Origin of the sequence: Shewanella benthica KT99, assembly GCF_000172075.1 — a bacterium.
Lineage (GTDB): Bacteria > Pseudomonadota > Gammaproteobacteria > Enterobacterales > Shewanellaceae > Shewanella > Shewanella benthica_A.
Map to the genome: position 1 here is coordinate 30,026 of NZ_ABIC01000026.1, position 14,626 is coordinate 44,651.

General features: G+C 47.4%; 13 protein-coding genes and 3 pseudogenes. 7 read left to right on the forward strand and 9 right to left on the reverse strand.

Going from position 1 to position 14,626, the window contains the following annotated elements:
* Window positions 1-42: 42 nt before the first annotated feature.
* From KT99_RS23300 to tnpA, 4 genes and pseudogenes are all read right to left on the reverse strand, one after another.
* Window positions 43-510, reverse strand: a pseudogene (locus KT99_RS23300) (IS66 family transposase); the annotation flags it as partial.
* 34 nt (window positions 511-544) lie between these two features.
* Window positions 545-1,354, reverse strand: a complete 810-nt coding sequence (locus KT99_RS23305) for an IS66 family transposase (RefSeq protein ID WP_005500637.1) — start codon at window positions 1,352-1,354, stop codon at window positions 545-547.
* Between the two features lie 83 nt (window positions 1,355-1,437).
* Complete coding sequence (gene tnpB / locus KT99_RS12670; RefSeq protein ID WP_005500640.1) at window positions 1,438-1,785, reverse strand: IS66 family insertion sequence element accessory protein TnpB; 348 nt, start codon at window positions 1,783-1,785, stop codon at window positions 1,438-1,440.
* On the reverse strand, window positions 1,779-2,102 hold the full coding sequence (gene tnpA, locus KT99_RS12675) for an IS66 family insertion sequence element accessory protein TnpA (protein WP_005497564.1): 324 nt from the start codon (window positions 2,100-2,102) through the stop codon (window positions 1,779-1,781). The genes tnpB and tnpA overlap by 7 nt, the downstream gene beginning before the upstream one ends.
* A 170-nt stretch (window positions 2,103-2,272) precedes the next feature.
* On the opposite strand from tnpA, the gene KT99_RS12680 reads away from it, so the two are divergent.
* Window positions 2,273-2,557 carry a penicillin-insensitive murein endopeptidase gene (locus tag KT99_RS12680; RefSeq protein WP_005500646.1) on the forward strand — a complete coding sequence of 95 codons (285 nt, stop codon included), beginning with the start codon at window positions 2,273-2,275 and terminating at the stop codon, window positions 2,555-2,557.
* A 30-nt stretch (window positions 2,558-2,587) separates the two neighbouring features.
* On the opposite strand, the gene KT99_RS12685 is transcribed toward KT99_RS12680, so the two are convergent.
* From KT99_RS12685 to KT99_RS12695, 3 genes are all read right to left on the reverse strand, one after another.
* Window positions 2,588-4,885 carry an aminotransferase class V-fold PLP-dependent enzyme gene (locus tag KT99_RS12685; RefSeq protein WP_040571962.1) on the reverse strand — a complete coding sequence of 766 codons (2,298 nt, stop codon included), beginning with the start codon at window positions 4,883-4,885 and terminating at the stop codon, window positions 2,588-2,590.
* 314 nt (window positions 4,886-5,199) lie between these two features.
* Window positions 5,200-5,547, reverse strand: coding sequence for a protein tyrosine phosphatase family protein (locus tag KT99_RS12690; RefSeq protein ID WP_005500651.1), 348 nt, complete (start codon window positions 5,545-5,547; stop codon window positions 5,200-5,202).
* A gap of 82 nt (window positions 5,548-5,629) precedes the next feature.
* Window positions 5,630-6,091, reverse strand: a complete 462-nt coding sequence (locus tag KT99_RS12695; RefSeq protein WP_040571963.1) for a YhcH/YjgK/YiaL family protein — start codon at window positions 6,089-6,091, stop codon at window positions 5,630-5,632.
* 688 nt (window positions 6,092-6,779) lie between these two features.
* Here KT99_RS12695 and KT99_RS12700 point away from each other — a divergent pair.
* From KT99_RS12700 to KT99_RS12715, 4 genes are all read left to right on the forward strand, one after another.
* Window positions 6,780-7,049, forward strand: coding sequence for a hypothetical protein (locus KT99_RS12700; RefSeq protein ID WP_005500655.1), 270 nt, complete (start codon window positions 6,780-6,782; stop codon window positions 7,047-7,049).
* A 299-nt stretch (window positions 7,050-7,348) separates the two neighbouring features.
* Window positions 7,349-7,924, forward strand: coding sequence for an LON peptidase substrate-binding domain-containing protein (locus KT99_RS12705; protein WP_005500657.1), 576 nt, complete (start codon window positions 7,349-7,351; stop codon window positions 7,922-7,924).
* Window positions 7,925-8,246: 322 nt separating this feature from the next.
* Window positions 8,247-9,173 (forward strand): pseudouridine synthase, encoded by a 927-nt coding sequence (locus KT99_RS12710; protein WP_005500666.1) that lies wholly within the window; start codon window positions 8,247-8,249, stop codon window positions 9,171-9,173.
* Between the two features lie 222 nt (window positions 9,174-9,395).
* The gene (locus KT99_RS12715) at window positions 9,396-9,809 is read left to right on the forward strand and encodes a hypothetical protein (RefSeq protein WP_005500667.1); all 414 of its coding nucleotides are present in this window, start codon (window positions 9,396-9,398) and stop codon (window positions 9,807-9,809) included.
* Between the two features lie 8 nt (window positions 9,810-9,817).
* On the opposite strand, the pseudogene KT99_RS20900 reads toward KT99_RS12715, so the two are convergent.
* A pseudogene (locus KT99_RS20900) lies at window positions 9,818-10,169 on the reverse strand (alkaline phosphatase family protein); the annotation flags it as partial.
* A 206-nt stretch (window positions 10,170-10,375) separates the two neighbouring features.
* A complete protein-coding gene (locus KT99_RS12720) occupies window positions 10,376-11,533 on the reverse strand; it encodes a putative sulfate/molybdate transporter (RefSeq protein ID WP_005500670.1) in 1,158 nt (385 codons plus the stop codon).
* A 442-nt stretch (window positions 11,534-11,975) separates the two neighbouring features.
* Between KT99_RS12720 and norV the strand changes: the two are divergent.
* Together norV and norW are read left to right on the forward strand one after the other, a co-directional pair.
* Window positions 11,976-13,476: pseudogene (gene norV, locus KT99_RS12725) on the forward strand (anaerobic nitric oxide reductase flavorubredoxin).
* Window positions 13,473-14,618, forward strand: a complete 1,146-nt coding sequence (norW, locus tag KT99_RS12730; RefSeq protein WP_005500675.1) for an NADH:flavorubredoxin reductase NorW — start codon at window positions 13,473-13,475, stop codon at window positions 14,616-14,618. The pseudogene norV and the gene norW overlap by 4 nt, the downstream one beginning before the upstream one ends.
* Window positions 14,619-14,626: the final 8 nt, after the last annotated feature.

A 14,626-nucleotide genomic window follows, 5' to 3' on the forward strand; every position in this document is an offset into this window, starting at 1 on the left:
TGTGCTGCCTGAAATTCATAATTTTGAACAAAAAGTGACTATTTACCTCCTGGATAACAAAGCTACGTAAGCGTCCGGCGAACTACGCCTTGCCCAGTTTTTACGCCCTATCACAAACGGTTTTACTGCGCGTTCGGCGCGATTATTGTCAATGTTGAGTCGACCATCTTCTAGGTAACGGCTGAGCTTTGGCCATTGATTGATAGTGTAATGGATGGCTCGACCCAAGGCACTTTGCTTCGACACTTGTTGCACCGATTTATCCAGCCATTGCTTCAATGTCGTCAGTTGGGCGCTTGAATGCGTACGCCTAAAATACAGCCGTTCTTTAACTTTGAATTTACGCCGCGCATGTGCCCAACAACCCACAAGTTTGTCATTGGCCCGTTGGTAAGCTGCATAGCCATCGACCTGTAAATAGCCATTAAACACGGTGTGCTCAGTGGCAAGAAAACCACTCACGCAAGTGCTCGCGCGGCTACCACCTTGATAGTCGTACAGAACGATGCTGTTTACACCTTTATATCTAGGCTCGAGACTCGGCCTATCCGCACCTGAGCAATAGACCCATCACCCGTTCATCGTTAATCACTTTGAGCGTGGTCTCATCGGCGTGCAGTACACCTTGCGTTAATAGGTGTTGGTGCAGTAAATCATATAAGGGTTTAAACAAGGCGGCTGATTTCATCATCCAGTCTGACATCGTTTGACGACTTAATTCGATACCATACTGTTTAAATAAAGTTTCTTGTCGATAAAGCGGTAAGGCGTACTGATATTTACTGGTGATGAGCTGGCTCAATAGGCTTGGCGTGGCAAAACCTTTTGGAGCAGGCACGGGGGCTTGTTTGATGTTAGCTTGCGTCCCTTTAGTGTCGCAATGCTTGCAGCGGTATTTTAACCTAACATGCTCAATGACACTGATTTGTGCGGGAACAAACTTAAGTTTCTCGCTGCTATCTTGCTCCATCAAGGTCAACTGATGACCACAAGCACACTGTTTATCCGCTTCGCTAATATCATGGGTGATAATTTCACGAGGCAGGTCTTTAGGCAGAGGCTTACGCTTGGCACGTTTCTTAGGGGAAACAGACACATCATCTGCCGTTGATTCTTCTGGCTCATCAAGGGTGACTTCAGCTTCGTTAAATAACTCACCTTGATAATTATGGCTTTCACTGCTGGCCCCGAAGCGTTGCTGTTGCGCTAAGCGAAATGGCTCCAATAACCGCTGCACAGACTGTTTAAGCTCGGCGATTTCCGAATATTGTGACGCCACAAGTTGACTTGCCTCAAGCAATAATTGCTTAAGCAAATCAATATCATTGGGTAGGTTATCGGGTGCTAATTTCATGGGGTAATGATATCAAATGTCATCCAGAATAAGGCTAATGCAGTGATCTAATCATCGAAAACCGCATACGTAATAGCGATCAATCAACTGTAACTCAAGCCCTTAACTTGACGGTGTCCCAATACATCAAACCCTGAGAGCAGCCAATGAAACTCTTGCTCAGATAAGCGCATACATTCATCTTCACTCTGAGTTGGCCACTTAAACTTTGCCTGTTCGAGGCGCTTATACCAAAGCGCAAAGCCGGTGTTACCCCAGTACAATATTTTTAATTTATCGCGGCTTTTATTGCAAAAAACAAACACACTGCCGTCGGTGGCCTCTAGCGACAGTTGTTGCTCAACGATGATGGCCAAGCCATTTATCGACTTACGAAAATCCACGGGCTCTCTATGCAGATAAATACTAGGAAGCTGCTGAAACATCAACATGCTTGCAGGCCTTTTATAATTTCAAGTAAGTAATTTGCTGGCAACGAGCTTGGGAAGGTCCATACCCCTGTTTGATGCTGTAAACGTATCATCTGTTGCGCATCACAAAGTTGAGTTTGAGGCGTTACCGCTGTTGTCGGAGCCAGCGTTGCTTTAGCAAAAGGCATGACCGCTTTAATTTTATCTTTGTTGGCTTTACGGGCATAAAAGGTACTGATACTGAACTTATGCTGACGACAGAAAGCCGTGATAGTTAAGCCGCTGGCGGGTTGCTGCCTTATCAAAGCAGCCCAATCTTGATGAGAACGTTTAGCCATATTAACTCCTGATAAATAGTCAGGAGTTAATATGGCGGATCAATGAAATCTGTTGAAGTTGTACTTGCCCGGACGCTTACAAAGTTACCAGCAAAAAATTAAGGTTTTCGGTCTAGGTGGGGGCTGAGGATTGAACATGCATTGTCAGCGAGGTATGTTATTGATTAATAATGGCTGGCTTTGATTGTCTTGATTGTCTTTATAACTGGCTCAGTAAGGTACGCCCCTGGTGGGGGCATAAAATCCATATGCACGTACGCCTAAGCTGCGCGGAGGGTGATAAGCTTTGTCAAAACCAAAATCTACCGGTCAGCGGCACGGGTTGTGAGGATCTTAGCTGGTGGAAACAGCAGATTTTACAGCCTAAAAAATCGGCTCAAACGTCTAAAGATAAGAAGAGAGAGCCTAAGCCTGTCAAGGTGAAACCAGAGCTGTGCCAACTCCTGCTTAAATAAGTTCATATTCAATGAAAAGTAAGCAGGGTATTAGCTACTTAAGGCGTAACCACCCTTGAGGTGAGCGATATTGCTAAATCCTAACCTTTGCATGGCTTGTGCGACAACCAGTGAACGGCTACCACTGCGACACACCAATACCCACTCGCTGGTTTTATCGGCTTGATGCTGTTGAATAAATTGTACTAAGCGTGTCATAGGCACATTGATACTTTTCGTTGTCTCCACCGTTTCCATGCCGAGGGAGTGCTGCAATGCATATTCGTGAGGCTCACGGATATCCACTAGCTTGATCTTGTTTGACTGAGCAAGCTCTAGCTTAAGGCTGGAGGCATCATATTCCTTGATGGCCAATTTCTGACAGTCGGAGGCGTAGGCACCGCACATGATTTCGGTGCCGACTTCATCGTTGAGGCTAGCGTCTAAGTTTGCTTTTCTACTGACAAACTGGCTCTCGGTTATTTGGCCCTTGAGCACATCATCGAGCAAAGAGTTACGCATCACTTCGGCTGTCAAGCTGGTGGTAAATTCGTTGTTATAGTCATGGCTGGTACAGAGTAAGGTGTTAGGGCCGATTAACTGTTCGAGTTGCTTCAAGCTGTGGAACATTTTATTTGAGCTACTTGATTCGAAGTTGGTTCTACCCAGACTGCCCATGAGTACCGTATCGCCACAGAAGGCGAAATGCGTCGAACTCTTTAGCTTAGTGATGTCAGAGGTTAGCAAGAGGCTGATGCTGTCATCGGTATGACCCGGTGAGGCGACCTTAACCAGCGAGAGTTCACCTAACTTGATCATATCGAGTGCTATGCCATCAATTTGTATTTTAGCACTCGACTCAGGCCAACCTAAGTGGTCACACTTCTGTTGCTTAAGGTGCTTCTGTGCCAAGGCGACGCGGCCCGAGATATGATCCCCATGGCCATGGGTATCGATAATGGCGATTGGCGTTAGTTGCTGGCACTCGAGCAGGGTGTTGATACGTTTCTCGAGCTCGGGTAGTGGATCGATAATCAGCGCCTGTTTCGTTTTCTGGTCTGCATAGATCCAAGTGCAACTCGCACCGCCTCTGAGTTGTACCAGGCCATCGAGTGGCGCTCTATCTTCATTTAATTGAGTGTTATCTAACATCAGACAGCTGTGGGTTAACGCGCTGGCGGCAAGTTGAATCCTGTCGCAGGCGGCGTCGACCTCGGTTTGAGTCATGGCTGGGCCAAAAGAGAGGCGAATCGCCGACTCACTCTGCCAGGTGGGTAAGCCCATGGCATCGAGTACGAAACTGCGGGTGACCTTAGCGCTACAAGCCGAGCCTGAGCTGACGCGAATATTCGCTGCATCGAAGAGATCCATGAGCTCCTTGCTGCTAAAGCCTGGAACGGCGAAGTTAAGCGTCGTGGCTACACTGTTTTCGAAGCTGTGGTTAAATACGATCTCAGGGAAAGCCGCAGTAAGACTCGATACTAGTTGTTGTCGGTATTGTTCCAGTGTTTCAGCGGTCGCGAAACATGAGTTTTCATGGTCGAGCAGCATCTCGAAGATCACATTGAGGGCGGCAAAACCTGGCAGGTTTTCTGTGCCTGAACGTAAACCGCCCTCCTGGCCGCCACCTGCGATAAAGGGGGTGAAAGGGGCCGTGTCACGAATATAGAGGAAGCCAATGCCTTTTGGGGCGTAGAGTTTATGGCCGCTAAATGGGGCGTAGTCGATACTGGTTTCGCTCAGTTTTAGCGGACGTTTCCCCAGAGCCTGAACGCAATCAACCATCCAGAATATATCGGCATTGTGATCACGAATCGTCTGTTCGAGCCGCTTGAGATCTTGATATACACCCGTTTCGTTATTGACGGCCATGGTGCAGATCATCAGGGCATGAGGGACTTCTCGTGCGATGAATTCTAGATCTAAATTCCCCAAACTGTCGACGGGAATGGCTTTAATCTCGGCATTGAGGCCTAAGATATTATTCCAATGTTTCAGTGAGTTTGGTACGGCTTTGTGCTCAGTGGCACCATAGAGGATAGCGTACTTTTTTCCCGGTTCGATATTTTCTCTGGCCTCGATAAGAGCAGACAATATTCCGGTTTGGATGCCTTCGGTAGCGCCACTGGTGAAGATGAGTTTCCCTTCGCCCGTACCCAGTAATACCTTAGCTTTCTGTCTGGTTTGCTCCATCAAGTTCTTGGCTTGAAGGCCTGTGATATGGCTGCTACTTGGATTACCAAACAATTCTTCCATCGCTTTCAATGCAGCTTGTGCCGCTTGGGGAAGGACTGGGGTTGTGGCGTTGGCATCTAGGTAGATCTGGCTTAAATGGGCTACTTGACTCATAAGGGCGCTCGTCTTGTTGTTTGGCTTTTCGTTATACAAGTGCACGTAAAACATGCTTAATAAAATAACACCTATATAACTATTTGATATATGTAATTCGATGCGGTTATATTAGCAGTTTGACTTAAATGATCAAGATCACATTTTTTAGTTTTTTAAAGTGCTGAAAGTATTGATTGATGAGCCTCTATTGGAGCTCATTATCTCAGCAATGTCTGTGATCTCTTGCTGGTTTAATGCTGGTATTTGGCCTTGACCGTTTCGATCAAGGTATTCCATTGAGGATACTCTTGCAGACTTTGTTCTAGATCGCCCTAAGGTGCTAGAGTTTGCTGTTTGTACGCTAGGCTATCTTCTGCGCCTTGTTTGATTTGATAAAGATAATAAAAGGCAGAAGCGCGATAATTGGCGGCGCAGTGAACCAGTATATCTTTACCTTTGTTGGCATCCATAATGTCGAAAAAACGCTCGATGTCAGTTATCTTTGGTTGCGTCCAATTCACCGAGACATGTTCATACTGCATACCTAGACTCGTGACTAGGCTAGCTTCATTAGCATGACCATTTGGGTTGCCATCGGGAATGAGGTTGATCACGACTTCTACCCCCGCAGAGGCGAGCTTTTCAAACTCCGCCTTACTGGGCAGTCCTGCAGTGATCACAGTGTTAACTGAACTTTAAAAAATCTATTTTTTTGAGCTGAGCCAAGCCTTGATTAAGTTATCAAGGCTAATGCTTCCTACCCTATATCTTTACTTTTATGATTACCTTACGTACTTGTTGCGGCGATGTGCTAGTGCCCGGCATATGCATATCTTGGGGAAAGAAAATGGCAAACATGCCGGCCTTAAACGGGATGAACGCAGCATCACTTTTATTACTTTCATAATCGAATTCGGCGTAATCATGCTTGGCAAAGTAGGGTTTTGAAGGTGTCTGGTCTGCTAAAGGAAGGTAGCCGAACTCTTCTTCACCACTCACCACATATTGTACGTCGATATACTGCTGGTGGACCTCAAAGGGCTCAACTTCACGGGGTTTAGTCTCGTAGTCATTGACGATAACGAAGAGGTTATTGCCATCGAGTTCATAGTTACCGACATCCACTTTGGTGAAATCAGTCTCGGCTAGATGAGCTAAAGCAGCTGCTATTCGTGGGCTGATGTGTGAGTAAAGGTCTTGGTTATTTAAGGTATCGACGATCATTTTGGGCTCTGACTCGTTTGCTATTGATGGCACGAGTTTAGCGCTCATGCCATTTTATACCAAGCCTAGTAATAAATCGGAGCGCACAAGAGTCATTATACCATTCCGAGTAAGTATCTGATCATTCAGCGGGAGTTCAAAGCACTGTAGGCAAGGTCTATATTTGCTCCTCGGTAACTGCTCCTGCGTTACTCTACCTCCTATATCCCTATAGTCGTGCAATATAGACATTCACCACATCCATGTGGCTTGCGGATGTTTGAAGCTAATAGTTATTCTCGGCAACAAGCTCCTGCGTTGCTCTCGATAATGGCTCCGGCATTATTCTACCTTCACCCGTCCATGGGCTCGTACCTCCTGCATCTGACCTCCATGGTCTTAAGCGTTCCATACGCTTTCAAGACATTTCCCATATCCCTATGGGTCAGGGAAATGTCTTATTTTGTATGGAACAAAATAGACCATGCAGTCGTATATCGAAAACATTCAACGTAGCATAAAGGGCTTTGCCCTTTGCTTTAAACATCAGCCGCACTACGTGAGGCTCTCAGTGTTTCCACTTCTGCGTTACATTGACTTAAAAAACCATTTCCTCATCAATGTGCCTTGAATTGAAAAAGCTGAGAGTCTCTGAACTGACCAGATACTTATATGGAATGGTATTATCTAGATAAATAAGTGATTCAAGGTGCTAGCGTCTATTGACTGTGTATCTTGCCCTTGGCGACAGGCGAAAACGAACTATCACAATGCACTCATTATTGCGCCCAGTGATGAGTATCTGGCCTCTTTACCCTATGGGGAATTGCCTGATCGTAGTGACTTTACACATCTTAGCAGCGAGGAAAGAATGGCATATTGGTATAAGACTATCGCTATGAGCGAGGTGTTAGTGGATGAGTTTGCTGAGGTAATGGCTAAAGGGTCTATTATGGATCGTCTCGAGCCTTTCTATTAACTTCTTCTATCCAGTTAATTTCTATTGCAACAAATATTGGCTAATGTATGTCTAATACAGTGAGGGGATGGTCTAGCTCCAGTACCCTAAATAGTGTTGGAAATAGGCAACAAAAGCAGAGTTTTGTGTTTTTTCGTCTTAATAAAGGCTCAAACACGTTCAATTAGCAGTTAATTCTGTAACTGCTACACTTTAGGAATATTGCCTTGGCAGTTTCTAAATTCGAGAGAGGCAGCGCTTTTTGTCAGTCACTTAGCCTTAGGCAGGAGGTTATACCAACCCTTAGGCGGGAGGTTACTATGCGAACACAGGAGATGGCGTTAATCACGCGAGATGCCGTGTTGCTGCCAGATGGCAGACTCGAAATTAGGATTGTGGGTCCTGCATATTTAAAGGTGATTGCGGATGTGCTTAAAGGTAAGTACCCCTTAGCTTTCGGCATGCTCCTGCCTAATGGCAGGCCTCCCTGTTACCCCAATGCCACTCAGTGTGAAATCATCGATTTCAACCTGCTCAATGATGATTCATTAGGCATAGTTTTAGAAGGTAAGCAGAGAGTGAAGGTGTTATCTGCGGCGCAGAACAGGGATGGTGTGTGGATCACCAGAACCTTGCCTTGTAATAATTGGTGTGAAGAGCCGATAAGAGGGGAGTTTGAATTGATCAGTGCGGCTTTAGAGCAGTTTTATGAAGTGAACCCCAATCTATTTGGCCTCTATTCCAATCTACATCTCGATGATGCGACTTGGGTCAGTCAGCGTTGGCTCGAGGTACTTCCCTTATATAGCAAAGATAAGCAAGTTTTGTTGAATCAACCCGATTGCCACAAGACCATGAACTTCGTGCTTGAACTGATCAAGTCACACGCGGGCTAAACGCTGCGAGAGCGTTCGCAGGCTCACTTCGAGAACGCTTCGCTGCGAGAGCGTTCGCAAGCTCACTTCTAGGACGCCAACAAGTTGGCTGCGAACTAAAAGCAAAAGCTTTTCATCTTCTGACTTTTTTTTCCTCGCAGTCGCAAAGCGACGTCCTCGGAGGCGCTTCCCAGCCGTTCTCTAGTGACAAAGTCACGTTCTAGCAGCAGCTTTGCTGCGTTCTCGCAGGCCGCAGGCCGCCCTCGCAGTGACGAAGTCACGCTCTCGCAGCAGATTTTCTGTTAAAATACCCTATCTTTTGTCCGATATTTTTAGAGTTAACATGCCTTCATCCGTTCGTGCCTCCCAAGCCTCTTATGTGGTTCTTGCTGAAAATGTAACCGATAAACCGACCGTATTGAGCTTTCTTGTCGAACGTTTCGAACAGATTGGCAGCGATATTTGGCGAGAGCGTATTATTGATGGCAAGGTGCATTGGCAAGATGGCTCTCTAATCGAGCTGGACACAGAGTTCAAACCCAGGGCGCGAGTTTATTATTACCGTGAGGTGAAATCTGAGACTAAGGTGCCCTTCGAGGAGAAGATCCTCTACCGGGATGAGCAGATCATATTAGCCTTTAAACCTCACTTTCTGGCGCTTCACCCCAGTGGTAATTTCGTCAACGAGTGTCTGGTTAATCGATTACGGATTAAAACCGGCATAGAGACACTAGTGCCCGCTCATAGGCTAGACAGGGCAACGGCGGGCATAGTGCTTATGATCCTCAATCCCGAGACGCGTACTCAATATCACGACCTGTTTAAAAACCATCAAATAACCAAAGAATATCAAGCATTAGCTAAATTAACTCCCGAGCTATTGGCTAGTCATCAAGTTGGCGAGCTAGCACTTCCTCTCCAGTGGACGGTGAAAAACCGCATGGTGAAGGGCGAGCCTAGTTTTACCATGAAAGTGGTCGAGGGGGAGTCTAATACCCACTCCGAGATCAGCCTTATCGATATTAAAGATGATGTTGGCCTGTTTAAACTATCGCCTATCACGGGGCGTACCCATCAGCTAAGAGTGCATATGCAAAGCTTAGGTATGTCGATTATCAACGATAGGTGTTATCCCCAGTTACAGCCAAAAGCAGATGACGACTATGCTCGTCCATTAAAACTAGTGGCTAAGCGATTGAAGTTTAACGATCCTGTGACAGGCATCGCCTTGGATATAGAATGTGAAGGTTTCGGCTCATTTCCAATCTAGCCGAGTAAAACCGTATGAAATATCCCAAGCTTGTTTTTGTTATGGATAGACTCTATGCTGGACTTGTTACAAGAACGTTATTGTATAAGGGAGTCGCTGGTGAATAGCACTAAAGCTATGCTCCCAATAAATATATAGCCCTCAGTATGCGGTAGGGGTTAAAACCCTCGTTTGTCACTCTTGTTTAGTGAGAGGCGAGCTTAAAATAGAAGGATAATAATAATGACTAAATCGACCCTGATCTCTATCACATTGGTTGCCGCCGCTGTTGTGGCTGCAATAGGCTATCAAAGTTTCACCTCAGAGCCTGAATCCGTCGAGGCTATTGCCCTCACTTCTCCTGTTGCACAACAAGCACAAGCATCTGCTAAGCCAGTAGCGCCTGTTTCTATGAGTGCGCCATCAGCATCTGAGACAGTGAGCGGCTCCGCAGCGACAGATTTAGTGGCGAGTCCTGATGCTAAACCTTCAGCAGTTAATGACCCTAGCCATCCTCCACGTCAAGCTCCGAACGCAAACCGAGCGCCGAGATCGGCACCCAATGCCAACCCTGAGTATGCCCATCACCCAAGACCTGGCACCGAGCAGCCTGTCTCTGCACCTGTGAGCATGCCGTCTCAGGCTCCCGTTAAATAAGTCGACAGCTAGTATTTTCTTGGTGCGTCAAAATGGGTTTCACTTATGTCGGCATGCAGCACGGCTATCTTAGTCGGCGCGCCATTGTTAGCTAAACTTAGCAAACCTATGCCACTCTGATTCATCAAGCGTTTACTGCGTTCGCCATTGGGGCGTCGGCCGCGTTAGTCAAAAAGTTAAGTGGCGAGAAATGGCCGTATAGCCAGCCATTGAGCTTGTCGAAGATAGGGATTAATTTCTCCGGGAACTGATTTTTAATACCGCTGCAGGTGATCTGGTAAATTTGGGGCCAGCCTTCCTGAAACGAATGCGAATGTCATAGGCAAAGGAATAATGCACGTCGCCAGACAATATGACGAACCACAAGGTGAAGTTATCTTGGTCGCAATGACGCAGTGTTGGACCAGCAAGGACTAAGGGGAGTGCTGCGGGCATATTCAGTATGGATCCCAGACGTAATTTACGAGTTCACAGATTAAACAAAAGCAATGAATTTGCAAAATATTACATGCTTATGTACCTCACTCAGTACGAATGTACAGGCGCATGAAACAAAAAATAAAATGTTAACTTCTCAAATCGGAGACCAGATGCCATTGTCGACGAGCCTTCTCTAAGACAAACCCGGTTGCTAACCCTGCTGCGGTATTGACTAGCAGGCAGATGGCGGCCGTCGAGAGGATAACGAAGATACAGAAGGGTCTGCCATCGATAAACCGCTTCGACCAGGCGAGTTGTAGGCCCGCAATGGCGAGTAGGCTGCCTAGCAGGGCTAACGGGATCAGCGATAACATCGCGGCGATGCCTTCTCCCCAAGTGAGGGCGATGAGCAGGCAAGTACTGCCAAATATGGTGGGGGCTATCCAGGTTCTGGCACCGAAGTGGTGCTGAACGGCTAAGCCGCCGGCGCCGTGGCACATGGCGGTTGCACCGAAAGGGGCAAGGATGAGGTTCATCAAGCCTGTGCTGGTGGCTAAGCGCTTAGGGGTGAAGTTCTCATTGCCATTGACGGTATCCGCTGGAAACTTCTCCCTCGCCATGGCTGAGGTGGCGATCACCGCATTGGTCAGGGTGAGTGCGAGTTGGGGCAGTACCAGCAGACCCGCGGCTGAGGTCCACTCTTGGATGCTAGGCCAGCTTAGCTGCCAACTAGTGTCGACGCTTAAATTAAAGCTAGGCGCCATGCCACTCGTGTACTGCCATAACATGCCCGATGCTAACACCAGAGGCATTGCCAGATAACGCATCGGTAGGAAGCGGCTGGCAAACAGAACGACGAAAGCGGTTATACCAATAAACCAGGTTTCACCCATCATCTGTCCGCCCATCCAGATAAGTTGTAAACCTATGGCGAGCTGTATGCCAATACTGATAGCGGGAGAAAGCTGTTTCGCCATCCAGCTAATCGCACCGCTAAAAGCGAGTAGCAGGAGTATGATGCCCATCATCATGCCGCTGGCTTGCAGCATTCCTGGCGTCAGACCTTGGGCGATAACCAAGGCGGCGATCACTTTCATTGGCTGTACCGGGATAGGACGCCTGTAGTAAAAAGCGGTAAATAGCGCAAATACCCCAAAGCCCATAAAGATCCCCTGAGGAGAAAAATGGTTAAGGGCGATAAGGCCTAAAACGAGTGGTAGAAACGTACCTAAGTCGGCGAAGGCTCCGCTGAGCTCACCCGAGTATCGATCACATCTGTTAAGAAATGTGCTTTTGCATGTCATATAGCTTGCCGTGAGAAGAGAAAACCCTGATTTCTACTAGATATGGATACAATTATAGTGCCAATTATTACATTTGTATTTAGGCTCTCAGGGAGCAATTATGGCTATTTGTAACATTTGGATGGGACAAGTTGACCATAAACTAAGTTGAGCTGTATCTAAATGGGTATTTATCTTCCTTAGCTAATTAAGGCTTATACAATGAAGTCGCCAAGTAAATTATTTGCCTGTCTCTGTTGTTTTGACATTGCTCAGCCAAATAGAATGGAACTGTCAATTTGACACTCAGGTGTCATATTGACAGTTTTTATTGTGTCATTATGACACCTGTCGCGAGTACTTAATCTGTAAAACACTTTAAATATAGTTAGTTATAAAACTGGCTCGGCTTGTGCAATAGGCCATGTAAGTTTAATAATTTAAGTATATTTGAGGTTTCATCATGGCAATTAAGGTCAAGAACAATATTCAATGGGTTGGTCAACGCGATTGGGAAGTACGAGATTTTCATGGTACCGAGTATAAGACAGAAAAGGGCACCAGCTATAACAGTTATCTGATCCGAGAGGAGAAAACGGTACTGATCGATACCGTCGATCATAAGTTCAGTCATGAGTTCGTGCAAAACTTAGAGCTGGAGATCGTTCTGAAGCAGATCGATTACATTGTCATCAATCACGCCGAAGAAGATCACGCCGGTGCCTTGGCGGTATTGTTGGACAAAATCCCTGGCACGCCTATTTACTGCACCGAAAATGCCATCGACTCGATCACTGGGCATCATCATCACCCCGAGTGGAATTTCCATACTGTTAAAACTGGTGATAGTTTGGATCTGGGCAACGGCAAGCAACTGATCTTCATCGAGACCCCTATGCTGCATTGGCCCGATAGCATGATGACCTATTATAACGGGTGATGCCGTGTTGTTCAGTAACGATGCTTTCGGTCAGCATTACTGTGACGAGCGCCTGTTTAACGATGAGGTCGATCAGACTGAGCTGATGGATCAATGTCTGCGATATTACGCCAACATCCTCACCCCATTCAGTCCTCTGGTGACCGCGAAAATCCATGAAATACTTAGCTTCAACCTACCCGTCGATATGATTGCCACCGCCCACGGCGTGGTGTGGCGTAAGGATGCGACGCAGATTATTCATAAGTATCTCGAATGGGCCGATCAATACCAGGAAGATCGCATTACTATCTTCTATGATTCTATGTCTAACAATACTCGCATGATGGCAGATGCCATAGCTCAAGGGATCTATGAGGTTGATCCCCAGGTTGCGGTGAAGATCTTCAACGTCTCCCGCCACGATAAGAATGAGATTTTGACCAGCTTGTTTAGATCTAAAGGCGTGCTGGTCGGCTCATCGACCATGAACAATGTGATGATGCCCAAGGTGGCAGGTATGCTGGAGGAGATCACCGGTTTGCGCTTTAAAAATAAGAAGGCCGGCGCTTTCGGCAGCTTCGGTTGGAACGGTGGTGCGGTAGACCGTATCCATACCCGTCTGACCGATGCCGGCTTTGAAACCGTTCTGGGATTAAAGACTAAATGGAAACCCGATGGCAAGGCACTGCTGGCATGTCGTGAGCATGGTAAAGAGGTGGCGCGTCAATGGGCTTTACACCCCCTGAAAGTGCTAGATATCAAGCAAGAAAAGCCGGCTGTAAATGATCCTGTTATGCCGGTTAATAAGCCCACTGAATCAGCCAGCCAAGCCGAAGTAGCCAGCGTCAGTACTACAGATTTTGCCGGGCAGAGCCTGGTATGCACTGTGTGTCAGTGGGTCTACGATCCCGCATTGGGAGAGCCGAACCAAGATGTCGCCCCGGGCACTGAGTGGCAAGACGTGCCGGACTATTTTCTCTGTCCTGACTGTAGTTTAGGTAAGGCTGTTTTTGAACCCCTCGCCAAAGAGGTGGCAGCATGATCCTGCCCATAGTGATAATAGGCAGTGGTTTTGCCGCCTATCAGTTGGTGAAGACACTACGCAGGCAAGATTCACAGCAGGCGATCACAGTGATCACCGCCAACGGTGGTGATGATTATGCTAAACCTGATCTAAGTCATGTGTTCACTAAGGGTCAGTCCGCTAAAGATCTGATTAAGATGAGCGCCGATGATTTTGCCAATACCTATGGCATTAGCCTGTTGCGTCATAGCCGGGTCGAGAGCATAGATGCGACGCAAAAAACGCTGCGTTGTAATGGAGAGTCGATTGCCTATCGGCAACTGATTTTGGCAACAGGAGCCAGTGCTTTTGTGCCACCCTTTCAGGGGGACGCTGTGGGTCGAATCATTACCCTAAATGGCTTGGAGGATTATGCTGCCTCCCAGGCCGAGCTCAAAGAGGCTAAATCTGTGCTGGTGATAGGCGCAGGCCTTATTGGTACCGAGATAGCAATGGACCTAGCCAGCGCGGATAAACGTGTGATATTGACCGACAGGGCCGAGGCACTACTGCCGAGTCTGTTACCCGATTTTGTCTCCGCGCAACTATATCAGTCCCTGGGCAATCAAGGGGTGACGATAGAACTGGGCACCCAAGTTGAAAGTCTGCGACAGGCAGAAGAATCTATCGCTATCAGCATGGAAAATGGCCATGACTATCGAGTGGATGCCGTGGTGTGCGCTGTGGGGCTGAGGCCCAATATTCGCTTGGCGGCAGAGGCCGGCCTGCAAACTAATCGTGGCATAGTGGTGGATCGTCAATTGCGAACGTCGGATCCCCATATCTTCGCGCTGGGGGACTGCGCCGAAATTGACGGCAAGGTGCTGGCTTTTCTGCAGCCGATACTACTGAGTGCCAATGCGCTGGCAAAAACCTTACTCGGTCAGGCCAGCAATGTGGTGCTGCCGCCAATGATGGTCAAGGTTAAGACCCCGCGTCTCCCGATGCAGTTAAGTGGTAACACCGCCAACGCCGATGCTAGCTGGCAGGTGAGCGCAAGCAGGGAGGGGATGACGGCCAGAGCATTCGATGAAGAGCAGCAGCTGATTGGTTTTGTCGTTACCGGCAGTCATATGAAGCAAGGATTCGCCCTGCTACGCGAGCTTCCGCCAACATTTTAACTGTTTTA

What these genes read in the sequence shown, in the direction of transcription:
- KT99_RS23305 (WP_005500637.1), bottom strand. Translation starts at nt 1,354, where the DNA reads ATGAAATTAGCACCCGATAACCTACCCAATGATATTGATTTGCTTAAG.
- tnpB (WP_005500640.1), bottom strand. Translation starts at nt 1,785, where the DNA reads ATGTTGATGTTTCAGCAGCTTCCTAGTATTTATCTGCATAGAGAGCCC.
- tnpA (WP_005497564.1), bottom strand. Translation starts at nt 2,102, where the DNA reads ATGGCTAAACGTTCTCATCAAGATTGGGCTGCTTTGATAAGGCAGCAA.
- KT99_RS12680 (WP_005500646.1), top strand. Translation starts at nt 2,273, where the DNA reads ATGGCTGGCTTTGATTGTCTTGATTGTCTTTATAACTGGCTCAGTAAG.
- KT99_RS12685 (WP_040571962.1), bottom strand. Translation starts at nt 4,885, where the DNA reads ATGAGTCAAGTAGCCCATTTAAGCCAGATCTACCTAGATGCCAACGCC.
- KT99_RS12695 (WP_040571963.1), bottom strand. Translation starts at nt 6,091, where the DNA reads ATGATCGTCGATACCTTAAATAACCAAGACCTTTACTCACACATCAGC.
- KT99_RS12705 (WP_005500657.1), top strand. Translation starts at nt 7,349, where the DNA reads ATGCGAACACAGGAGATGGCGTTAATCACGCGAGATGCCGTGTTGCTG.
- KT99_RS12710 (WP_005500666.1), top strand. Translation starts at nt 8,247, where the DNA reads ATGCCTTCATCCGTTCGTGCCTCCCAAGCCTCTTATGTGGTTCTTGCT.
- KT99_RS12715 (WP_005500667.1), top strand. Translation starts at nt 9,396, where the DNA reads ATGACTAAATCGACCCTGATCTCTATCACATTGGTTGCCGCCGCTGTT.
- KT99_RS12720 (WP_005500670.1), bottom strand. Translation starts at nt 11,533, where the DNA reads ATGACATGCAAAAGCACATTTCTTAACAGATGTGATCGATACTCGGGT.
- norW (WP_005500675.1), top strand. Translation starts at nt 13,473, where the DNA reads ATGATCCTGCCCATAGTGATAATAGGCAGTGGTTTTGCCGCCTATCAG.